Source organism: Caulobacter sp. HJHS_5, assembly GCF_056683955.1.
In genome coordinates, this window is record NZ_JBWZNC010000001.1 from 643403 (window position 1) to 663920 (window position 20518).

The 20518-nt window shown below is 67.5% G+C and carries 20 protein-coding genes; 12 read left to right on the forward strand and 8 right to left on the reverse strand.

The window, feature by feature from the left end; genetic code table 11:
- Nucleotides 1-36: 36 nt before the first annotated feature.
- The gene (gene rnd / locus ACFLIT_RS03310; protein ID WP_479909824.1) at nt 37-1167 is read right to left on the reverse strand and encodes a ribonuclease D; all 1131 of its coding nucleotides are present in this window, start codon (nt 1165-1167) and stop codon (nt 37-39) included.
- Nucleotides 1168-1311: 144 nt separating this feature from the next.
- Here rnd and purM point away from each other — a divergent pair, with 144 nt between their 5' ends.
- From purM to ACFLIT_RS03325, 3 genes are read left to right on the forward strand one after another with little or no spacing between them, the layout of a single operon-like run.
- Complete coding sequence (gene purM, locus ACFLIT_RS03315; protein ID WP_479909737.1) at nt 1312-2337, forward strand: phosphoribosylformylglycinamidine cyclo-ligase; 1026 nt, start codon at nt 1312-1314, stop codon at nt 2335-2337.
- Nucleotides 2338-2343: 6 nt separating this feature from the next.
- Nucleotides 2344-2919, forward strand: a complete 576-nt coding sequence (gene purN / locus ACFLIT_RS03320) for a phosphoribosylglycinamide formyltransferase (protein WP_479909738.1) — start codon at nt 2344-2346, stop codon at nt 2917-2919.
- The gene (locus ACFLIT_RS03325) at nt 2916-3848 is read left to right on the forward strand and encodes a phytanoyl-CoA dioxygenase family protein (RefSeq protein WP_479909739.1); all 933 of its coding nucleotides are present in this window, start codon (nt 2916-2918) and stop codon (nt 3846-3848) included. Before purN ends, ACFLIT_RS03325 begins: the two co-directional genes overlap by 4 nt.
- 37 nt (nt 3849-3885) lie before the next feature.
- Here ACFLIT_RS03325 and ACFLIT_RS03330 read toward each other — a convergent pair whose 3' ends face one another.
- From ACFLIT_RS03330 to ndk, 4 genes are all read right to left on the reverse strand, one after another.
- Nucleotides 3886-4512, reverse strand: coding sequence for a hypothetical protein (locus ACFLIT_RS03330; protein WP_479909740.1), 627 nt, complete (start codon nt 4510-4512; stop codon nt 3886-3888).
- A gap of 382 nt (nt 4513-4894) precedes the next feature.
- Entirely contained in the window at nt 4895-5527 is a 633-nt protein-coding gene (locus ACFLIT_RS03335) for a hypothetical protein (RefSeq protein WP_479909741.1), read from the reverse strand.
- On the reverse strand, nt 5515-6144 hold the full coding sequence (locus ACFLIT_RS03340; RefSeq protein ID WP_479909742.1) for a hypothetical protein: 630 nt from the start codon (nt 6142-6144) through the stop codon (nt 5515-5517). The genes ACFLIT_RS03335 and ACFLIT_RS03340 overlap by 13 nt, the downstream gene beginning before the upstream one ends.
- Nucleotides 6145-6542: 398 nt before the next feature.
- Entirely contained in the window at nt 6543-6962 is a 420-nt protein-coding gene (gene ndk / locus ACFLIT_RS03345) for a nucleoside-diphosphate kinase (RefSeq protein ID WP_479909743.1), read from the reverse strand.
- 118 nt (nt 6963-7080) lie between these two features.
- Here ndk and ACFLIT_RS03350 point away from each other — a divergent pair, with 118 nt between their 5' ends.
- The 3 genes from ACFLIT_RS03350 to ACFLIT_RS03360 all read left to right on the forward strand — a co-directional run bounded on the left by ACFLIT_RS03350 (nt 7081) and on the right by ACFLIT_RS03360 (nt 9929).
- Nucleotides 7081-8958 carry an ABC-F family ATP-binding cassette domain-containing protein gene (locus ACFLIT_RS03350; RefSeq protein ID WP_479909744.1) on the forward strand — a complete coding sequence of 626 codons (1878 nt, stop codon included), beginning with the start codon at nt 7081-7083 and terminating at the stop codon, nt 8956-8958.
- Nucleotides 8959-8975: 17 nt separating this feature from the next.
- Entirely contained in the window at nt 8976-9374 is a 399-nt protein-coding gene (locus tag ACFLIT_RS03355; protein ID WP_479909745.1) for a hypothetical protein, read from the forward strand.
- 75 nt (nt 9375-9449) lie between these two features.
- Entirely contained in the window at nt 9450-9929 is a 480-nt protein-coding gene (locus tag ACFLIT_RS03360) for a hypothetical protein (RefSeq protein ID WP_479909746.1), read from the forward strand.
- 103 nt (nt 9930-10032) lie between these two features.
- On the opposite strand, the gene ACFLIT_RS03365 is transcribed toward ACFLIT_RS03360, so the two are convergent.
- Genes ACFLIT_RS03365 through ACFLIT_RS03375 form a run of 3 tightly spaced genes read right to left on the reverse strand, consistent with a single transcriptional unit; the run spans nt 10033 to nt 12361 of the window.
- The gene (locus tag ACFLIT_RS03365; protein WP_479909747.1) at nt 10033-10410 is read right to left on the reverse strand and encodes an I78 family peptidase inhibitor; all 378 of its coding nucleotides are present in this window, start codon (nt 10408-10410) and stop codon (nt 10033-10035) included.
- Nucleotides 10407-10868, reverse strand: a complete 462-nt coding sequence (locus ACFLIT_RS03370) for a DNA polymerase III subunit chi (RefSeq protein WP_479909748.1) — start codon at nt 10866-10868, stop codon at nt 10407-10409. The genes ACFLIT_RS03365 and ACFLIT_RS03370 overlap by 4 nt, the downstream gene beginning before the upstream one ends.
- Entirely contained in the window at nt 10868-12361 is a 1494-nt protein-coding gene (locus ACFLIT_RS03375; protein ID WP_479909749.1) for a leucyl aminopeptidase, read from the reverse strand. Before ACFLIT_RS03375 ends, ACFLIT_RS03370 begins: the two co-directional genes overlap by 1 nt.
- Nucleotides 12362-12516: 155 nt before the next feature.
- Here ACFLIT_RS03375 and lptF point away from each other — a divergent pair, with 155 nt between their 5' ends.
- The 6 genes from lptF to rsmA are packed head-to-tail and all read left to right on the forward strand — an operon-like array spanning nt 12517 to nt 20505.
- A complete protein-coding gene (lptF, locus tag ACFLIT_RS03380) occupies nt 12517-13665 on the forward strand; it encodes an LPS export ABC transporter permease LptF (RefSeq protein WP_479909750.1) in 1149 nt (382 codons plus the stop codon).
- Nucleotides 13666-13678: 13 nt separating this feature from the next.
- A complete protein-coding gene (locus ACFLIT_RS03385) occupies nt 13679-14779 on the forward strand; it encodes an LptF/LptG family permease (RefSeq protein ID WP_479909751.1) in 1101 nt (366 codons plus the stop codon).
- Nucleotides 14780-14802: 23 nt separating this feature from the next.
- On the forward strand, nt 14803-17358 hold the full coding sequence (locus ACFLIT_RS03390; RefSeq protein WP_479909752.1) for an LPS-assembly protein LptD: 2556 nt from the start codon (nt 14803-14805) through the stop codon (nt 17356-17358).
- A 35-nt stretch (nt 17359-17393) separates the two neighbouring features.
- Entirely contained in the window at nt 17394-18680 is a 1287-nt protein-coding gene (locus ACFLIT_RS03395; RefSeq protein ID WP_479909753.1) for a peptidylprolyl isomerase, read from the forward strand.
- Entirely contained in the window at nt 18677-19684 is a 1008-nt protein-coding gene (gene pdxA / locus ACFLIT_RS03400; RefSeq protein ID WP_479909754.1) for a 4-hydroxythreonine-4-phosphate dehydrogenase PdxA, read from the forward strand. The genes ACFLIT_RS03395 and pdxA overlap by 4 nt, the downstream gene beginning before the upstream one ends.
- On the forward strand, nt 19681-20505 hold the full coding sequence (rsmA, locus tag ACFLIT_RS03405; RefSeq protein WP_479909755.1) for a 16S rRNA (adenine(1518)-N(6)/adenine(1519)-N(6))-dimethyltransferase RsmA: 825 nt from the start codon (nt 19681-19683) through the stop codon (nt 20503-20505). Before pdxA ends, rsmA begins: the two co-directional genes overlap by 4 nt.
- Nucleotides 20506-20518 lie beyond the last annotated feature (13 nt).

The following is a 20518-nucleotide window of genomic DNA, read 5'->3' on the forward strand; positions in this document are numbered from 1 at the left end:
ACGTCGCGTCCACCCCGAAGGACGTATCGAAGCGTATCAGCTCGCCGGGCGCGGGCCGCGGCGCACCTCGACCACCCGCACGCGCGAACCGTCGAGCACCAGGGCCAGCTCGCCGCGCTTAAGCTTGAGGGCGTCCTCGCCGAAGGCTTCCCGACGCCAGCCGGTCAGGGCCGGGGTGTCGGCGGTGTCGTCCTGCGAGGCGGCGATCTTTTCGAGGTCGGAGACGGTGGCGATCAGTTTCGAGGCCACGCCCGCGTCCTCGGCCCGCGCCTTCAGCAGCACCTTCAGGAGTTCGACGACCGCGCCGGCCGATTGCGGCGGCGGCGGGCCGGGCTTGGCCAGCACCGGGGCGTAACCTTCCGGATCGGCCAGGGCGGCCTTCACCGCGGCGATCAGGTCCGGGCCGAATTTCGAGCCGGCGAAGCCCTTGGGCACGCTGCGCATGTTGTTCAGGGCGTCGGCGCTGGTCGGCGCCTGGGTGGCGATCTCGTCGATCGCCTCGTCCTTGAGGATGCGGCCGCGCGGCTGGTCGCGCTGCTGGGCGGTGCGCTCGCGCCAGGCGGCGACGGCGCGGAAGACGGCGAGATATTTCACCGCGTGCTTGCGCGGGCGCAGGCGCTTCCAGGCGTTGTCGGGATCGACGTCGTAGATCGCCGGATCGGTGAGCGAGCCCATTTCGGAGGCGACCCAGGCCCAGCGGCCCGCCTTCTCCAGCCGCTCGCGCAGCAGGGGGAACAGCTTGGCCAGGTGCGTCACATCGGCCAGGGCGTAGGACAGTTGCGCCTCGCTGAGCGGGCGGCGCGACCAGTCGGTGAAGCGGCTCGACTTGTCGATCTCGATCTTCAGCATCTGACGCACCAGGGCGTCGTAGGCGATCTGCTCGCCGAAGCCGGCGGCCATGCCGGCCACCTGGGTGTCGAACAGCGGCAGGGGCATGGCCCCGAGATTATTGAAGATTTCCACGTCCTGACGGGCGGCGTGGAAGACCTTGAGGATGCTGGTATCGCGCATCAGATCGAGCAGCGGCGTAAGATCGATGTCCTCCGCCAGGGGGTCGATGCAGGCCGCATTCTTGGCGCCCGCCACCTGCACGAGGCACAGCTTCGGCCAGTATGTGGTCTCGCGCATGAACTCCGTGTCCACGGCGATAAAGGGCTCACCCTTCAAGGAAGCGCAAAACGCCGCCAGTTCGGCGGTGGTCGAGATCGGCGTCATCGGCTAGCTATAGCCCCGCGCGGGGCCGAGTCTGCAAGGCCAAACCGCAATACAGTACTCTGCAACCCGCCAGTAACCTCGTAACTCGGACCCGAAATGACCAATGGCCTGACCTACGCCGACGCCGGCGTGGATATCGACGCCGGAAACGCCCTCGTCGAGGCGATCAAGCCGCTGGCCAAGGCCACCCGCCGGCCGGGCGCGGAAGCCAGCCTCGGCGGCTTCGGCGCGCTGTTCGACCTGAAGGCCGCCGGCTACCACGACCCGCTGCTGGTCACGACCACCGACGGCGTCGGCACCAAGCTGAAGGTCGCCATCGAGACCGACCGCCACGACACGGTGGGCATCGATCTGGTGGCCATGTGCGTCAACGACCTGCTGGCCCAAGGCGCTGAGCCCCTGATGTTCCTCGACTATTACGCGGTCGGGAAGCTGGACGTGGAGGCCGGGCGACGCATCGTCGGCGGCATAGCCGAGGGCTGCAAGCTCTCCGGTTCGGCCCTGGTCGGCGGCGAGACGGCCGAGATGCCCGGCATGTACGCCGACGGCGATTACGACCTGGCGGGCTTTTCCGTCGGCGCCGTGGAGCGCGACGGCGTGCTGCCGCGCTTCGACCTGCAGAAGGCCGGCGACGTGCTGATCGGCCTCGGCTCGTCGGGGCCGCACTCCAACGGCTATTCGCTGATCCGCCGCATCGTCGAGCGCTCGGGCCTGGCGTGGGACGCCCCCGCCCCGTTCGCCGAGGGCAAGACCCTGGCCGAGGCCCTGACCGAGCCGACCCGCATCTATGTGAAGTCGGTGCTGCCGCTGATCCAGGCCGGCCGCGTGAAGGGCCTGGCCCACATCACCGGCGGCGGCCTGATCGAAAACCCGCCGCGCGCCATCGCCCCGGGCCTGGAGGCCAAGATCGACTGGGACGCCTGGCCCCTGCCCCCGGTGTTCGACTGGCTGCAGCGCACGGGCGGCGTCACCGATCACGAACTGCGCCGCACCTTCAACTGCGGCGTCGGCATGATGCTGATCGTGGCGCCGAACGACGTCGAGCCGGTGCTGGCCGCGCTGCTGAACGTCGGCGAGGACGCCTTCGTGATCGGCGAACTGACCAAGACGCCCAAGGAGTAAGGGCCGTTGAGCAAGGCTAAAGTCGGCGTCCTGATTTCCGGACGCGGATCGAACATGGCCGCCCTGATCGAGGCGGCCAAGGCGAACGACTGCCCGTTCGAGATCGCCCTGGTTCTATCCAACAAGCCCGACGCCGGTGGGCTGGAGACGGCGCGGGCCGCCGGCATCGAAGCCTGGGCCATCGACCAGAAGCTGTTCGGCAAGGACCGCGAGGCGCACGAGCGCGAACTCGACGCGGCGCTGAGGCAGGCCGGCGTCGAGTACGTGGCCCTCGCCGGCTACATGCGGGTGCTGACGCCGTTCCTGGTCCGCGCCTGGGCCGGGCGAATGGTCAACATCCACCCCTCGCTGCTGCCGAAATACCCCGGCCTCGACACCCATCAGCGGGCGCTGGACGCCGGCGACCTGGAAGCCGGCTGCACGGTGCACCTGGTCACCGAGGGCGTCGACGAAGGTCCGATTCTCGGCCAGGCCCGGGTGCCGGTCCGGCCGGGCGACGACGCCCATGCCTTGGCTGAGCGGATTCTTGCGGAAGAGCATCGGCTCTATCCGGCGGCGCTGGCCAAACTGGTGTTGGAGTGATTTCGAGGGTCGGAGAAGCTTCGCGCGGCGCCGCCCTGCCGGACCTGCCTTATTTCGAGGCCGAGCCACATACCGTCGAAGCCTATCTTCGCAGCCGAAACTTCGACGAGGTCACCCAGACCTTCATCCGCACCTTGGCGCGCGATGGCGCGGCCGTCGTGCGGTTGGGCGACGACGCAGAAGGTCTTTGCGACGCGGCGATCGCCGAGACCGATCCCTATTTCCGCGACGGCAAGGTCCATCGCGTCGCCGACGCCTGGGCGCGCTCGCCCGCCGTGCGCAAGCTGGCGACACAGCCGCTGGTCGCCGAACTGCTGCATGCCGCCTATGGGCGCCGGCCCTTCGCCTTCCAGACCTTGAACTTCCAGCGCGGCAGCGAGCAGCACCTGCATTCGGACGCCGTGCATTTCAGCAGCCAGCCGGAACGCTTCATGTGCGGGCTTTGGATCGCCTTGGAAGACGTGAGGCTGGACGCCGGACCGCTGGTCTATCAGACCGGCAGCCACAGGTTGCCGATCCTGAAGATGCGGGATGTGGGCGTGGAGACGGCCCGTCCGAACTTCGCCGACTACACCGGCCGCTATGTGCCGCGCTTCGCCGAGCGCATGGCCGCTACCCAGGGCGAGAACCGCCTGGCGGTGATCAAGAAGGGCGAGGCGCTGGTCTGGGCCGCCAACCTCGCGCACGGCGGATCGCCCATCGCCGATCCGAACAGCACGCGCCGCTCGCTGGTGGTGCACTATTATTTCGAGGGCTGCGCCTACTACACGCCGATGAAGTCCGACGAAGCGAACGGCGCCCTGAAGATGCGCCTGCCGCGGGACGTGCGTACAGGCGGGGTGCGATGGCCGAGCCGCGACGGCAAACGCCTGCCGGTCGGCTTGGGCGCCCTGCTCAGCGCCCTGCGTCCGAGACCGATCTCGTTCTGACGCGAACGAGAAACGGCCGTCCAACACCCCGATAAGCCTACCAAGGCGACGGCGGGATGAAGTCGGGCTTGGAAGCCGCTTCCAGATACTCCCGCGTTACGGGTTTTGTCGCTCGCCTGACCAAAAATTCTGGTCCGGGGACGATCCGGCCGTCATCCAGTACGATCTTCGCGGGGTAAGAAGGAGCGTCTCCTCGCGGCAGATAGCCCGCCGCGTCGGCATCATCAAGTAATAGGTAATACCTTCCCTTCACTGAGGTTTCCCTCAACACACCATAACAAGCGCAGTAGAGAATCCCACCATCAACAGGCGGAGAAAACAAATACTTCCGGATCGAATTGTCGGAGAGCCTTAGCAGGATGCCCTCAAAACCATAATAGTGTGTATCGAGCCCAATAACGATAGAAGGACACCGGGGATCTGACAGCAGATTCAAGCTATCTCTTGTAGCAACGGCGTTGCCATAGATCTTGACGGTGCGACCAACATTCCCAGGAAGGTCAAGGTCGCAGATGCTCGTCGCACCTGTTTCCATGATCCTGCCCCTCACTATGGCGTCGAAGGCCTCGCCAGCCAAAGCCTTCGAGGCAGCCGCCAAGCAACAGAGCGCCAGCGCCACCCGCAAAAAAGCCGATCTCCCTCGCGCTAAGCTCAAAACTTCCATGGCGTCGCCCCCTTGTCGCTGCCGTAGTCCTTGAGTTTTCGAGGCGCATTGCGAACCGCAGATACCTCTCCCTCCGCACGCTGATCCACGGACTCATCCGAGACCTTGAGTCCCAGGGCTTTGTTCAGGGCGTCCTCGGCTCGCCAGGCATTCTCGCCCGTTCAGCGATACTGATCCAGATTGGTGAACCACTTTTGAGTATCCTGCGGCGGGCGTCGATAAGCCGGCATGGAGAACTCCTACGTGGTTGGAGCCCTCAGCTTACGTTCCCCTCTTGTTCTTGTCAAAAATGTGGAGGGCGTTGTCCACGAAGAACGGCCGGGGCGGCGCCGCCCCGGCCGTCTTCAATTCAGCGATCCGGCCGCCCGACACCCTGGTGAGCCTACCAAGGCGGCGGTGGAATGAAGTCGGGTTTTCTGGTCGTCGCCCGCCATTCTGCTTCCGTCATCTTCTTGATGGCTCGGCGGGGCAGAAACTCCGGTCCTGGGACGATGCGCCCATCTTCCAGCACGACCTTGGACGAGTAGGTAGGAGCGTCCTGAATGGGCAGATAGTCATCAGACCGCGAAAAATCCATATCGAGGTAGTACTTACTTGGGACGGATGCCCTCATAATTGTGCCAACACAAAGGCAATACGAAAGAAATCCGGACCTGTATCTAAGTGCGGCAGATACGAGCTCTCTGACAGCAAGGTGTCCTTGAAGGGCATTGTCCGGTATATATGGATGGGCAAAATTGACGCCAATCACTATACGTGGACAACGAGGGTCGGACATCACAATGTTGCTTCGGCGGGTCGCAACTACGTTGCCGTAGACCTCGAACCTGCGCCCGAGGCTATTTTCGAGATCCAGGTCGCAGATGCTTGTCGCGCCCGTCTCCATCAGCTTTCCTCTGATGGTCGCGTCGAAAGCCTCACCGGCCGACGCCCCAAAGCCAGCCGCCAAGCAAGACAGCGCGGCCAGTGCACCGAGTAGAGCCGATCTTGTTCGCGCCATGCTCAAAATTTCCAAGGCGTCGTCCCCTTACCGCTGCCGTAGTCCATGAGTATCCGAGGCCCATTGCGAACCGCAGATACCTCCCTCTCCGCACGCTGATCCACGGGCTCCTCCGAGACCTTGAGCCCCAAGGCTTTGTTCAGGGCGTCCTCGGCTCGCCAAGCGTTCTCGCCCGTCCAGCGATACTGATCCAGATTGGCGAACCACTTTTGAGGATCCGATTGGTCCGTCAAGCCGAGCGTGCGCTCATCATGAAAATGCCGCCCTTCATGCGCGAGCGTCGCCCTGAGCTTTGCGACATCGACGACGCCCTGCGACGACACCAACTGCTCCGGGTTGAGCTGCAGGCGGCCGACGCCTTTTATCATCGAGGCGCCTCCATCGGTCCCCGGCGGAGCATCGAAGGTGTACTCTATGGCCCCGCGACCACCCAGAAGCCGCGCCGTCTCCTGCATGGACGCCTTCTCCCACGGGGCGAGTTGCGCCCCCTCCAGGGACGGCGTCAGATCGACGCCCAGGGTCGCGGCGATCTTCGCCAGGTCGCTTCTCTCCCCAGGCTTGAGGTTCGGTGACAAGGCCGCGGCGCCGATGTCCTTCAGGGCCTGGGGAATGCTCTCTTGGATGAGCCGCACCTTTTCCTCGCGCGTTAGCGAAGGCGGCTGCGCTCCCTGCGCAAGCTGATCCGCCCCTCGCTCGAACGCCGAAAAGTCATCGTCTGCCGCCCAGGGCTCCGCGCTCTGGGGGTCAGGCTCCGTTCCATATCCCCGAGGCGCGAGAGGCCCCGCTAGCGGCGGGCGGCGATAGGGCGGCATGGAGAGCTCCTACATGGTGGAGACCTCAGCTTATGTTCTCATTTTGTTCTCGTCGAGTGCGCGCAGAACGTTATCCACGAAAAGCGGCCGGGGCGTCGCCGCCCCGGCCGCTGTCAGTTCAACGATCCGCCAGAGCGCGCCAAGCGCGCTCCGGACCCTAAAAATTCGAGCCTCTTAGACGGGTCAGATGACGCCATCTGACCCTAGAGGCTCGAGGATCAGCCGACGATCTGGTCGTCGGTGAAGAACTGGACGATTTCGATCGCGGCGTTGTCGGCGCTGTCCGAACCGTGGACCGAATTTTCGCCCACCGACTTGGCGAACAGCTTGCGGATGGTGCCTTCGGCGGCCTGTTCGGGGTTGGTGGCGCCCATGACTTCGCGGTAGCGGGCCACGGCGTTTTCGCCTTCCAGCACCTGCACCACGACCGGGGCGGAGATCATGAAGTCCACGAGCTCGCCGAAGAACGGGCGCTCCTTGTGGATCTCGTAGAACTTTTCAGCCTGGGCGCGGCTCATCTGGATGCGGCGCTGGGCGACGATGCGCAGGCCCGCGTCTTCGATCACGGCGTTGACCTTGCCGGTCAGGTTCCGCTCGGTCGCGTCCGGCTTGATGATCGAGAAGGTGCGTTCGGTCATGCGAGAAGTCTCGTTTTTATATGTGACGGCCGCACGCGCGGCCGGAAAGATTTGTCCCCGAAAGGTCGGCGGCTTATAGCCGGGCGCTTTCGTAAGGCCAACCTCCCGCATCGCAGCAATGTTGAAGATCGAAGACCTGACGCTGGATGCCTATGGCCGCCGGTTCCTGGACAAGGCCAACGTCATGCTGCCGACGGGGGCCAAGGTCGGCCTCGTGGGGCGAAACGGCGTCGGAAAGTCCACCCTGTTCAAGCTCTTGAAGGGCGAGCTTCACGCCGCGGGCGGCGACTTCTCCATGCCGCGCAACGCCCGCATGGCGACCGTGGATCAGGAACATCCGGCGACGCCCGTCAGCCTGATCGACACGGTGCTGGCCGCCGATGTGGAGCGCGAGTCGCTGACACGGCGGCTGGAGACCGCCGAGCCCGAGGAGATGGGCGAGATCTGGGCCCGGCTGATCGAGATCGACGCCGACGCGGCGCCGAGCCGCGCGGCCGAAATCCTGGTCGGCCTCGGCTTCACCCAGGAGGACCTGGCCCGGCCGATGGCCGAGTTCTCCGGCGGCTGGCGCATGCGCGTGGCCCTGGCGGCGGCGCTGTTCGCCGAGCCGGACCTGATGCTGCTCGACGAGCCGACCAACTACCTCGACCTCGAGGGCGCCCTGTGGCTGGAGCAGCGGCTGAAGAAGTATCCGCACATGGCGATCGTGATCAGTCACGACCGCGAACTGCTCAACAATTCCGTGGGTTACATCCTGCATCTGAAGGATGCGAAGCTGGAACTCTATACCGGCGGCTACGACGACTTCGAGCGTCGCCGCGAGGAGAAGGCCCGGCTGCAGGAGGCCACCCGCAACAAAGTGGAGGCCCAGCGCGCCCACCTGCAGAGCTTCGTCGACCGCTTCCGCGCCAAGGCCTCGAAGGCCGCCCAGGCCCAGAGCCGCCTGAAGATGCTGCAGAAGCTGCCCGTGGTCAGCGCCCTGGTGGAGGAGCATGTCGCCCCCTTCACCCTGCCCTCGCCGCCGCGCCCGATCGCGCCGCCGCTGCTGCGGCTGGAGAAGGCGCAGGTGGGCTATGACGGCCACGCCATCCTGAAGAACCTGAACCTGCGGATGGATATCGACGACCGCATCGGCCTCCTTGGCGTCAACGGGGCGGGCAAGTCGACCTTCGCCAAGCTGGTGGCCGGGGCGCTGGACGTGATGGCCGGCGAGTTTCATCGCGACAAGCGCACGGTGGTCGGCTGGTTCCACCAGCATCAGATCGAGGCGCTGGATCCCGAGGACACGCCGCTGGAGATCATCCGGCGGGCGATGCCGGAGGCCAGCGAAAGCTCGCGGCGCTCGAAGCTTGCCCAGTTCGGCCTGAATTTCGAGAAGCAGGACAACAAGGTGGCCAGCCTTTCCGGCGGCGAGCGCGCGCGCCTGCTGCTGAACCTGGTGGCCATGGCCTCGCCGCACCTGCTCATCCTCGACGAGCCGACCAACCACCTCGACATCGACAGCCGCCGAGCCCTGCTCGACGCCCTGAACGACTATCAGGGGGCGGTGATCCTGATCACCCACGACCGCTCGCTGATGGAGCTGGTCGCCGACCGCCTGTGGCTGGCCGCCGACGGCACGATCAAGCCGTTCGACGGCGACATGGACGACTACGCCAAGCTGGTGCTGGACCGCGCCCGGGTGGCCGCCCGCGCGCCCACCCAGGTCGAGCGGCCGAAGGAAGCGGCCAAGCCCGTCGAAGCGCCGCCGCCGAAGCCGCGCGTCGCCATCGAGCCGCTGAAGCGCAAGCTGGAGGCGGCCGAGGCCACCCTGGCCCGGGTCACCCGCCAGTTGGAAGAGATCGACGCCGCCCTCGCCGACCCAGCGCTCTATGTGAAGGAGCCCGCCAAGGCCCAGTCGCTGACCGAGCGACGCGCGAAGACGCAGGGCCAGGTCGAGGCGGCCGAGACCGAATGGATGTCCCTCGCCGAACAGGTCGAGGCGGCCAGCACCTGATCCCAATGAGGTATTCGATGATGCGTAAGACGCTGCGGTCGGCGATGACGGCCCTCGCCCTGAGTTGCGCCGCCCTGACCCTGACCGCCTGCGGCGAGAAGGACATCGTGCTGGGCGCCGCCTGCGCGCCGGTGGACGCGGCGACCTTCTCGGCCAATCCCTACAAGGTGCGCCAGAACCTGCGGCTGATGTACGCCGAGACCACCTTCGGCCGCGCCCTCGGCAACGCCGACTGCGAGGACCGCAGCGGCGGGTTCATGGGCTTCGAGAAATACGCCGTCTGCAACTTCTCCGGCCCGGCCATCCTCGAGGTCGAGCTGAACGGCAAGCACGACTACTACACGCCGGGCGTCGGCCGCCCGGTGGCGGTGACCGTGCGCGGCGGCGTCGCCAAGTGTGAGCTGCCGGGGGCATAGTAATTTACGTTCGTAGTCTTTATTTGACGAATGTAATCTGAATGACGAAGCTCCGGAGCAGTTCGGAGCTTCGTCATGCCGACCAACGATTTCGGCGTCACCAGACGCACGAGGCCGCCGACCGCGGCGCTCGCTGGAGTCGGGTTAATCGTCGGCGTCATTCTGCTGACCGCCAGCTTCGCGCCGAAGATCCTCGCGGACCAGCGCATGGCGATCGCCGACGCGGCGGAATGGACTATCGCCGGGCCGCCCTGCCGCGAGGTCGATGAAGCCACGTTTCGCGCCTCGCCATATCAGGATCGGCGCAAGATCGAGTACGGCGGCGTGCAGTTCGGCCGGAATGCCGGGCACGTCTCCTGCGCCTTCCTGCGGCCAGAGGGCGGCCGTGCGCTGTTCGGCGGCTATCCCGTCTGCCAGTTCACCAGCCCGGCGGTGCTGAGCGTCGAGGCTGAAAAGGCGCGGGCGTTTTATCTGATCGGGTTGGGGCAGCGCGCCACGGTCAGCCTGGCGTCGGGCCGCCCGGCCTGCGTACTGGCTGGGAAGTTTTCGGGTTAGCACATTGAGCAGAAAGAACATTCAATCCGCTCATCCCGGCGAAGGCCGGGGAGAGCGGGATTTTTGAGGCGGAAGGGAGTCTGGGGGAGTTTGAGCTAAGCCCTTAGCCGCACTTCACTTCCTTGATGATGCCCGTCTCGGCGTCGAAGAAGATGTTCAGCCGCTCGGGGTTGAAGTCCATGGTCACCGGGCAGGTAGTGCAGGCGACGCGCCGCTTGCTGGGGTCGGCCGGCACCGGGATTTCGCTGCGCGGCTTGCCGACCAGGGCCTGCAGCGGCCGGGCGCCGCATTGGTCGGGCGCCAACGGCGCCTCCGCGACCGGAGCCGGGGGCGGCGGAGCGGGCTGCGGCGCCGGAGCGGGCGCGGGCGCGGGCGAAGGGGCGGCAGCAGGCGGGACCGCCGTCGACGGGGCGGGCGTCTCGTTCGGCGCGCAGCCGGCCAGCAAGGCCGCGGCCAGGGCGGCGACAGCGATCCGCATCATGCCTGCTTCTCCCATCCACGTTCGGCGCCCTGCCGCCAGTAGCTGACAGGATGCCCCCGTCCCTTCAGCCGCGTCCAGCGCTCGCGCGCCACGGCCACCTGGGCCGGGTCTCGCCCGTCGAACAGGATCAGACACCGCTCATAGGGCGAAAGTTCGCCCGGCTCGGCCCCGTCGATCAGGAACAGGGCCTGGGCGCCGTTGAGGTTCTCGGCCTCGGAGGTCAGCAGCACCGGCTGGCGCGCCGCCTGAGGCTCCTCCGCCAGGCCGTGCGGCAGGAAGCTCTCGTCGCGATAGCTCCACAGCCAGCCGTCGAGATGTTCGAGGCGGTGAACATCGGTCGTGCGGACCTGCGCCCGCCAGCCGCGCTGCAGGGTCTTTTCCAGCAGTTCGGGCAAGGCCTGGTCGAGCTGGGTGCGCTCCAGATGATAGAACCAGACCTCGCAGGCGCCCTCGGCCATCAGCCCTCGTAGTGGTCGGCGACCAGGCGGTTGAGCAGGCGCACGCCGAAGCCGGCAGCGCCGTCCGGCACCGTCGGGTCGGACGAGCCCTTCTTCCAGGCGGTCGAGGCGATATCGAGGTGCGCCCACGGCAGGCCGGAGACGAACTTCTGCAGGAACAGGGCGGCGGTGATCGAGCCGGCGGGACGGCCGCCGACGTTCTTCATGTCGGCCGCGGCGCTTTCGATCTGCTTTTCGTAGGCGGCCGGCAATGGCAGGCGCCACAGCAGCTCGTTCTCGGTCCTGGAGGCCGCCAGCAGCTTTTCGGAAAGATCGTCGTCATTGGAGAACAGGCCGGCGTAGTCGTTGCCCAGGGCGATGATGATCGCGCCGGTCAGGGTGGCCAGGTCGACCATGAACTTCGGCTTGAAGCGCTCCTTGCAGTACCAGAGCGCGTCGGCCAGCACGAGGCGGCCCTCGGCGTCGGTGTTGATCACCTCGATGGTCTGGCCGCTCATCGAGGTGACGATGTCGCCCGGACGCTGAGCATTGCCGTCCGGCATGTTCTCGACGAGGCCGAGGATGCCGATGGCGTTGACCTTGGCCTTGCGGCCGGCCAGGGCGTGCATGACGCCGGTCACGGCGGCCGCGCCGCCCATGTCCCACTTCATGTCTTCCATGCCGTCGGCCGGCTTGATGCTGATGCCGCCGGTGTCGAAGCAGACGCCCTTGCCGACGAAGGCGATCGGCTGGGCGGAGGGATCGTCGGCCCCGAGCCATTGCATGACCACCAGCTGGCTGTCGCGCACGCTGCCCTGGCCGACGCCGAGCAGGCTGCCCATGCCGAGCTTCGCCATCTCGGCCTCGCCGAGCACCTCGATCTTGAGGTCCAGCGATTCCAGGGCCTTCACCCGCCCGGCGAACTCGGCGGGATAGAGGATGTTGGCGGGCTCGGAGACCAGGTCGCGGCTGAACACGATGGCGTCGCCCAGGGCGGCCAGCGGCGCGTAGGCCGCCTGGGCGGCGGCCGGATCCTCGACAGCCACCTTGATGACGGCGATCGAGGGCTTCTTCTCGGGTTTTTCGGTCGTGCGGTAGCGGTCGAAGCGATAGCTGGCCAGACGGGCGCCGAAGGCGGCCCTGGCGGCGCGGGCCGCCGGGTTGGTCGGGCACTGCGGGTGGCGGATCAGAAGCTCGGTCGCGCCGGACAGCTTGGCGACGGAATAGGCGCTGGCGGCCCCGGCCTCGACGGCCGCGCCGTTGAGGTCGGCTTCCGGCCCGAGCCCGATCAGCAGCACGCGCGAGGCCTCGACGCCCTGCGGCGCGAGCAGCTCGAGGCTCTGGCCTTTCGAGCCCTTGAAACGGCCGGCGGCCACCGCGCGGCCGAGGGCCCCGCCGAGCGCCGAATCAAGCGCGGCGGCCGGGGCCGAAAGCACGCCGCCCTCGAAGGCGAACACCGCCAACGCCGTCCCGCCGGTCGGCTCGGCGCCCACCGCAACGAATTCCACCTGCATCGCCTGCTCCAAAATCTCGCCCCTCGCGGCTTAGTCCAAAGGCGCCGGCCTGAAAAGCGGTCGCCGCTGTGGCGCCGGCGTAGTTGCGCGGCTCAAGACCGCCCCCTAGAACGGGCCGACCCCAAAGGGGTTCGTCACACCTCCCCTCCCGGTCCATGCGTCTGATTGAACGGTACTTCCTGCGGCAGTTGCTGGGGCCGACCCTGTTGGCCACCGCGGCCCTGTGCCTGGTCACCCTGCTGGGCCGCAGCCTCTCCGAGCTGGAGATCATCGTCGAGCAGCGCCAGAGCGCCCTGATCTTCCTGAAGATCATCCTGCTGGCCGTGCCGCAGCTGCTCAACACCGTGATGCCGATCGCGGTGTTCGTCGCCGCCCTGGTCGCCCTGAACCGTCTGCACACCGAGCAGGAGATCGTGGTCTGCTTCGCGTCGGGCATGAGCCGCTGGCGGGTGGTTTCGCCCGCCGTGCGCCTCGCCTCGGTGGCGGCGCTGCTGTCGTTGATCATCGGCCTGTGGGTGCAGCCCTACACCGCCCGCGAGATCCGGGAGACCAGCTTCAAGGTGCGGGCCGACATCGCCGCGACCCTGGTGCGTGAAGGCGCCTTCACCGAACCCTCGGCGGGCCTGACCGTCTATTCGCGAACCATTGACCGCGGCGGCCTGATCCACGACCTGTTCATCCACCAGACCAAGCAGGGCGGCGGCGACACCACCTATTCGTCGCGCGAGGGCCGCGTCGGCACGCTCAACGGCGCGCCCGTGCTGATCATGACCAACGGCTCGACGCAGGAATTCTCCAACGACGGGACGCTGAACTTCCTGCGGTTCGACGAGTACATCTTCGACCTCGCCCCCTTCGTGCAGAGCGAGGAGCTGCTGCACTACAAGGAAGCCGACCGCTACATGCACGAGCTGTTCTTCCCCGACCTGCAGCAGGACTGGGAGCGCAAGAACAAGGATCGCCTGCTCGCCGAGGGCCATTCGCGCCTGGCCGGACCGCTCTACAACATCGCCTTCATGGCCATGGCCCTGGCCGCCGTTCTGGGCTCCAGCTTCAGCCGCCTGGGCTATGGCCGCCGCATCGCCCGCGTGGGCGCCGCCGCCGCCGCCGTGCGCCTGCTGGGCGTCGGCGTCCAGGCGGCCTGCGCCGACAGCGCCTGGCTGAACATCCTGCAGTACGCCGTGCCGCTGGGCGCGGCCTGGTGGGGCTTCAAGCAGGTGTTCCGCTCCGCCGGCGGGACCGGCATGGCCAGCCTCCGCACGCGGGCGAAGAAGGGCGATCTCGTCGCCTTGGGCCCAGCATGATTGGGGGCCCAGCATGATCGGCCGGCTCGAACGCTATGTGCTCGGCCGCACCCTGACGGCCGTGGCCGGCGCCCTGGCGGTGATCGGCGGCATGATCACCCTGGTCGAGTTCGTCGACATCTCGAAGAATGTCGGGGTGCGGTCGGACGACGCCAGCTTCGGCTCGCTGCTCTATCTCACCCTCCTCAAGGCGCCCGCCACGGTGCTGGCCCTGGGGCCGTTCGTCTTCCTGTTCGGCACCCTGTTCGCCTTCGTCGGCCTGAACCGCCGCAGCGAGCTGATCGCCATGCGGGCGGCCGGCGTCTCGGCGTGGCGGTTCATCCTGCCCGCGGCCGGCGCGGCCCTGCTGATCGGCGTATTGACCGTGACCACGCTGAACCCGATCACCGCCTGGCTGACGGCGCGCTACGAGACCGCCAGCTCGGAACTGATGGAGGGCTATCTCGCCAACATCGACAAGCCATCGTGGCTGCGTCAGGGCGACGCCAATACCCAGATCGTCATTCGCTCGGCCCAACGCGACCGGCAGGACGCTTCCCTGCACCTGCGCGGCGTCTCGCTGTTCGTCTTCACGCGCGGGGCCAATGGCGCGCTGGAGTTTTCCCGCCGCATCGAGGCCTCTGACGCGCGACTGACGGCCGGCTTCTGGCGGCTGAACAATGTGCGCGAGGCCCTGCCCGGCGCCGGCTCGCTGTCGTCGGAAAGCCTGTCGATCCCGTCGACCCTCGACCAGCAATCGGCCAATGAGCGATTCGGCGCGCCCGGCTCCGTGGCCTTCTGGCGCTTGCCCGGCGCCATCGGTCGAACCGAGCAGGCCGGGTTCTCGGCCACGCCCTATCGCCTGCGGCTGCAGCAGCTGTTCGCCACGCCGCTGCTGTTCGCGGCCATGTCGATCCTGGCCGCCGCCTTCTCGCTACGCCTTATGCGGCTTGGGGGCCTGGCGGTGCTGGCCGGGTCGGGCGTGGCGCTGGGCTTCGTGATCTTCTTCTTCAATCAGCTCTGCGAAGCGCTGGGGAAATCCGAAGTGCTGTACCCCTTCGCGGCGGCCTGGGCGCCGCCTGTGCTTGCGCTTTTGGCGGGCTTCACGCTGCTTTGCTATACGGAGGACGGCTAGTGCGCCGCTCCGGGGGATTCTCTATGATCGCTGTTCGCCCGAACCGTCCGGTGCGCGTGGCCCTGATGATGGGCGTGGCCGCCGGAAGCCTGGCGATCGGCGTCACTCCGGCCGCGGCCCAGACGGGGAACAACCGCGGCTATCCGGTGGGCTCCTCGGCCAGCGCGGCGGCCTCCCAGACCTTCGAGGGCGTGCCGAGCGGCGTCTCGCCCAGCCCGACGGCCGCGCCGGCCCCGCGACCGCTGGCGCCCACCCTCGGCGGTCCGCCTCTCGTCGCGCCGCTGCCCACGCAGATTCCGGTGCGCCCCCTGACCGCGCGCGAAATCCAGGAGCGGGATCAGGCCCGCGCCGCCGCCGACCGGGCCGCGCGGAACGACGATGGCCTCGGCGAGGACGGCTTCTACCTTGAGGCCGATCTCGTGGAGCGGGACGACAAGGCCAAGACCATCACCGCCACGGGCGGCGTCGAAAGCCGTTACGGCGGCCGCACCCTGCGCGCTAACCAGGTGACCTACGACCAGACCTCGGGGATCGTCACGGCGCGCGGCAACGCCGTGCTGGTCGACACCGAGGGCGGCATCGAGTTCGCCGACGAACTGGTGCTGGACGACGCCACCTCCACCGGCTTCGCCCGCAACTTCTCGGCTCGCCTGCCGGACAATGTGACCATGGCGGCCAGCAGCGCGGTGCGGCGCAGCGAGTCCATCAACGAGCTGAACGACGCCCTCTACACGCCCTGCGAACTCTGCGCGGAGGATCCGTCCAAGGCGCCCAGCTGGTCGTTCCGGGCCGAGAAGGTGGTGCAGGATCACGACAAGCAGGTCGTCTACTACCGCAAGGCCAAGTTCTACCTTTGGGGCGTTCCGACGCTCTACCTGCCGGTCTTTTGGCACACCGACCCAGGCGCGACCCGGGCCGACGGCTTCCTGCAGCCGAAGATCACCATCTCGAAACGCCGCGGTTTCTCTTACGAGCAGCCTTATCTGAAACTGCTCGGCCCTTCGTCGGACATCATCGTCAGCCCGCAGCTGAACACGGGCGTGAACCCGTTCCTCAACCTGAACTATCGCCAGCGTTTCTATTCCGGCACGGCCGAGGTGCGCGGCGGTTTCACCCACGATCAGGACTACGACAGCAAGGGCGACAAGTTCGGCGACAACACCTTCCGCAGCTACATCCTGGCGAAGGGGCGCTTCGACCTGAACGAGAACTGGCTCTGGGGCTTCAGCGCCGAGCGCGCCTCGGAAGACCTGGTGCTCGACAAGTACGACATCGGCGACATCTACCTGCAGGAAGCCCGGGGCCTGTTCCCCGACCAGGAGCGCCGCTTCTCCTCGCAGCTCTACGCCATTCGCCAGGACGCGCGGACTTATCTTTCGGTTTCAGCGGTTTCCATCCAGGGCCTCATCCCCTCGCGGGACGGCAACGCCGGCGACAACGACCGCACCTTCCCGCTGATCGCGCCCCTGGTCGAGGCGCGATGGGATCCGGACTTCGCGATCCTGGGCGGCCGCCTGCGCGTCAAGGGGCAGTCGGTGATGCTGACCCGCGAGCAATCGAACACCATCCGCCCCACCGCCGCCAATCCTCGACCGGAGGGCATCGACAGCCGGCGGGCGGCCGGCGAGTTCGACTGGCGCTCGAACTACACGACCCGTTCGGGCATCCGCCTGTCGCCCTTCGTCCAGGGCCGTTTGACCGGCTACGATATCGGCGACCTGCCGGGCGACGAGACCAAGCGCACGGTGCAGGGCCAGGGCGTGCTCGGCGCGGACGTCTCGATGCCGTTCGCCCGCCGCGCCTTCAACGGCTCGGTGGTGCTCGAGCCCCTGGCCCAGATCGCCATCTCGCCGGAGAGCAGCGGCGTGGTCGTCGGCCGCAACCCCGACGGCAGTCCGATCTATTTCAACGAGGACGGCGTCTCGCTTGAATTCGAAGAGACCAACCTCTTCAAACCCAACAAGTTTCCTGGCTTCGACCTGTACGAGGGCGGACGCCGGGTGAACCTCGCCGCGCGGGCGACCTACATCACCGACAGCGGCCTCACGAGCATGCTGTTCCTCGGACGGTCGTTCCGCGACACCGTCGATCCGATCATCCCGACCCGCAGCGGCCTGGCCACCAAGTCCTCCGACTGGATCGTGGCCGCCCAGATCCAGCCCATGCAGGGCCTCAGCCTGAACACCCGCGCGCGACTGGACTCAAAGACCAAGGAGCTTCGACGCATCGAGAGCGGCTTCGAGATTTCCAACCGCTTCGGTTCGGGCGGCGCGAACTACCGTCGCGACGAGATCGACATCAACGGCGAGAAGATTCAGAGCTTCAACGCCAACCTGCGGCTGAATGTCACCGACCACTGGAAGGTCGGCTTCCGCGGCGATCGGAGCATTGAGGAAAAGTTCTGGAAAACCCGTGAACTGTCGCTGATCTACACCGACGATTGCATCACGGTGGAATTCCTCTACCAACGCGAAGACCAATTTTTCAACACGCCCGGCGGGCAGACCATCCGGCCCAACCAGCAGTTCATGCTGCGCCTAAACCTCGCCACATTGGGCGATACAGGCTACGGTCAATGATGGGGCGGCCGAAGTTTAGAGGAACCAGTTCAGCGATGCGGTCAGCGAAGGTGAAAGCCTTGGCGATGGCAGGCGCCGTCGCCCTTGCCGCCTCCCTCCCCGGTATGGCGTCCGGTCAGAGCGCCGGACTCTCTGAGTCCGTGGCGGCCGTGGTCAACGACGACGTGATCTCCAGCTATGACGTGGTGCAGCGGATGCGCCTGCTCATGGTGTCGTCCGGCATCCAGCCGACCGAGGAGAACCTGCCCCAGTTGCAGGCCGAGGCCCTGCGTACGCTCGTCGACGAGCACCTCGAGATGCAGGAGCTGCGTCGCGCCGAAAAGCAGCAGAAGATGACGATCGTCTCGACCGACCGAGAGGTCGACGAGGAGATCGAGAACGTCGCCCGCAGCAACGGCACCACCAAGGAAGCCCTGCTGGCCCAACTGGCGTCGCAAGGCGTCAGCGCCGACACCTACCGCGCTCAGGTGCGGGCCACCTCGTCGTGGCAAAACTGGGTGGGCATGCGGTACGGTTCGCGCGCCCGGGTGGGCCAGGACCAGGTGAAAGCCTTCGAACGCCGCTACAACGAAGAGCAGGCCAAGCCGCAATTCGAGGTGAGCGAAGTGTTCATCGACGCCGCCCGCGTGGGAGGCCAGGACGTGGCGCTGAACGGCGCTCGCCAATTGGTCGCCCAACTGCAGCAGGGCGCGCCGTTTGCGGCCGTGGCGCGTCAGTTCTCCGCCTCGCCCACAGCCGCCAACGGCGGTGACGCGGGCTGGGTCAGCGCCGGCACCCTGCCGAAGGAAGTCGACGCGGCGCTCGATCAGCTGCGCGCCGGCCAGCTCTCCGCGCCGATCCCGGTCGAGAACGGCGTCTACATCGTCTACCTGCGCAATAAGCGCGCCGGCGCCGACGCGGCGCTGGTCAACCTGAAGCAGGTGGCCATCAGCCTGCCGAACAACGCCAGCGCGGGACAGGTCGACGCCGCCCGCGCCAAGCTGGAAGCGCTGCGCCCGCAGGTCACCGGCTGCGACAGCGTCGAAACCGTCGCCGGCAAGGTCGACGGGGTGATGGTCAACGACCTCGGCGAGAGCGAGTTGAAGGACCTGACGCCGACGTTCCAGGAAGCGATCAAGCTGCTGAACGTCGGGCAGGCCTCGGCGCCGATCCGCACCGCCGGGGGCTTCCACCTCGTGACTCTCTGCGGCAAGCGCGCGGCCGGCGCGACGCAACCGACGACGGCCCAGATTGAAGGCCGTCTGCGCGACGAGCAACTTGCGCTCATCTCGCGTCGTTATTTGCGGGACCTCCGCAATTCGGCGACCATCGAGACCCGTTGAACCGACGCCCGCTAGCCATCAGCCTCGGTGATCCCGCCGGGATCGGACCTGAGATTGTCGTCAAGGCCTGGACCGCCCTGCGATCCGGCGGTCCTGCCTTCATGGCCGTCGGCGACGCCCAGTCGCTGAGCGGCGCGCCGGGGGGCGGCCAGGTTCGCGTTCGCAAGGTCTCCCGCCCCGACGAGGCGCTGCGCGTCTTCCCCGACGCCCTGCCGGTACTCGACCTGCCGCTGCAGACGCGGGTCGTCGCCGGCCAGCCGTCCAGCGCCCATGCGGCGCAGGTGATCCGCTGCATCGAGACCGGCGCGGGCCTGGCGCTTTCGGGCGCGGTCGGCGGCCTGGTCACGGCCCCCATCGCAAAAGCCCCGCTCTACGCCGCCGGCTTCCGCTTTCCGGGCCACACCGAGTTCCTCGCCGAACTGACCGCCGCCGAGGGCTTCGACGGCGCCCGCGGTCCGGTGATGCTGCTGCAGTCCGGCGACCTGCGCGCCGCCCTGGTGACCATCCACACCCCGCTGGCCGAGGTCAGCCGCCAACTGACGGTCGAGAAGGTGGTGACCACGGGCCTGATCACGGCCCAGGCCCTGCGCCGCGACTACGGCGTCGTCACGCCCCGCGTGGCGGTGACCGGCCTGAACCCCCACGCCGGCGAGAGCGGCACGATCGGGCGCGAGGAAGTGGACGTCATCGCCCCGGCGGTGCAGGCGCTGCGCAATCTCGGCGTCGACGCCCTCGGCCCCTACCCCGCCGACAGCCTGTTCCACGCGGAAGCCCGGCGCGGCTATGACGCCGTGGTCTGCATGTATCACGACCAGGCGCTGATCCCGGTGAAGATGCTCGACTTCTGGGGCGGCGTGAACGTTACGCTCGGCCTACCGATCGTGCGAACCTCGCCCGACCACGGCACCGCCTTCGAGATCGCCGGACGCGGGATCGCCCGCGCCGACAGCATGATCGCCGCCATCCGACTGGCGGCCGAGATCGCGGAACGTCGCAACTCATGACCGCCGCCCTGGCCGATCTTCCGCCCCTGCGCGACGCGCTGGAGGCGCACGGGCTGCTGGCGCGCAAGAGCTTCGGCCAGCACTTCCTGCTCGACCTCAACATCACCCGCAAGATCGTCCGCCTCGGCGCCCTGCCGGAGGGCGCCACGGTCATCGAGGTCGGGCCCGGTCCGGGCGGGCTGACGCGTGCGCTGCTGGAAGCGGGCCTGCGGGTGATCGCCGTCGAGAAGGACGCCCGCTTCCTGCCGCTGCTCGGCGAGCTGGCCGAGGCCAGCGACGGCCGGCTGACGGTGGTCGAGGCCGACGCCACCCGGGTGGACGAGGCGAAACTGGCGGGCGGCGCCCACCACATCGTCTCCAACCTGCCCTACAACGTCGGCACGCCGCTGCTGATCGGTTGGCTGACAGCCGCCGAACCGCCGCTCTCCATGACCCTGATGTTCCAGAAGGAAGTCGCCGAGCGGATCGTGGCGAATGTCGGCGACGAGGCCTACGGCCGGCTGGCGGTGGTCGCCCAGGCCGTCTGCAGCGCTCGCATCGTCATGGACCTGCCGGCCCGCGCCTTCACCCCGCCGCCGAAGGTCGCTTCGGCCGTGGTGCGGCTGGAGCCCCTGCCTCGCCGGCCCGAGCCCGCCCTGCTGAAGGCCCTGGAGCGCATCACGGCCGCCGCCTTCGGCCAGCGCCGCAAGATGCTGCGGTCGAGCCTGAAGGCGCTGGGCGGCGGAGCGCTGTGCGAAGCGGCGGCGATCGATCCGGACGCCCGGGCCGAGACCGTCGAGGTGGCGGGGTTCCTCGATCTGGCGCGGGCGTTGAAGGCGTAGAGGGCGATCGTCG

Excerpts from the sequence above, each read along its gene's own strand:
- ACFLIT_RS03395 (WP_479909753.1), top strand. The coding sequence starts at position 17,394 with ATGCGGTCAGCGAAGGTGAAAGCCTTGGCGATGGCAGGCGCCGTCGCC.
- ACFLIT_RS03365 (WP_479909747.1), bottom strand. The coding sequence starts at position 10,410 with ATGATGCGGATCGCTGTCGCCGCCCTGGCCGCGGCCTTGCTGGCCGGC.
- ndk (WP_479909743.1), bottom strand. The coding sequence starts at position 6,962 with ATGACCGAACGCACCTTCTCGATCATCAAGCCGGACGCGACCGAGCGG.
- ACFLIT_RS03360 (WP_479909746.1), top strand. The coding sequence starts at position 9,450 with ATGCCGACCAACGATTTCGGCGTCACCAGACGCACGAGGCCGCCGACC.
- ACFLIT_RS03350 (WP_479909744.1), top strand. The coding sequence starts at position 7,081 with ATGTTGAAGATCGAAGACCTGACGCTGGATGCCTATGGCCGCCGGTTC.
- rsmA (WP_479909755.1), top strand. The coding sequence starts at position 19,681 with ATGACCGCCGCCCTGGCCGATCTTCCGCCCCTGCGCGACGCGCTGGAG.
- ACFLIT_RS03355 (WP_479909745.1), top strand. The coding sequence starts at position 8,976 with ATGATGCGTAAGACGCTGCGGTCGGCGATGACGGCCCTCGCCCTGAGT.
- ACFLIT_RS03385 (WP_479909751.1), top strand. The coding sequence starts at position 13,679 with ATGATCGGCCGGCTCGAACGCTATGTGCTCGGCCGCACCCTGACGGCC.
- lptF (WP_479909750.1), top strand. The coding sequence starts at position 12,517 with ATGCGTCTGATTGAACGGTACTTCCTGCGGCAGTTGCTGGGGCCGACC.
- ACFLIT_RS03370 (WP_479909748.1), bottom strand. The coding sequence starts at position 10,868 with ATGGCCGAGGGCGCCTGCGAGGTCTGGTTCTATCATCTGGAGCGCACC.
- purM (WP_479909737.1), top strand. The coding sequence starts at position 1,312 with ATGACCAATGGCCTGACCTACGCCGACGCCGGCGTGGATATCGACGCC.
- ACFLIT_RS03330 (WP_479909740.1), bottom strand. The coding sequence starts at position 4,512 with ATGGAAGTTTTGAGCTTAGCGCGAGGGAGATCGGCTTTTTTGCGGGTG.
- ACFLIT_RS03390 (WP_479909752.1), top strand. The coding sequence starts at position 14,803 with ATGATCGCTGTTCGCCCGAACCGTCCGGTGCGCGTGGCCCTGATGATG.
- ACFLIT_RS03375 (WP_479909749.1), bottom strand. The coding sequence starts at position 12,361 with ATGCAGGTGGAATTCGTTGCGGTGGGCGCCGAGCCGACCGGCGGGACG.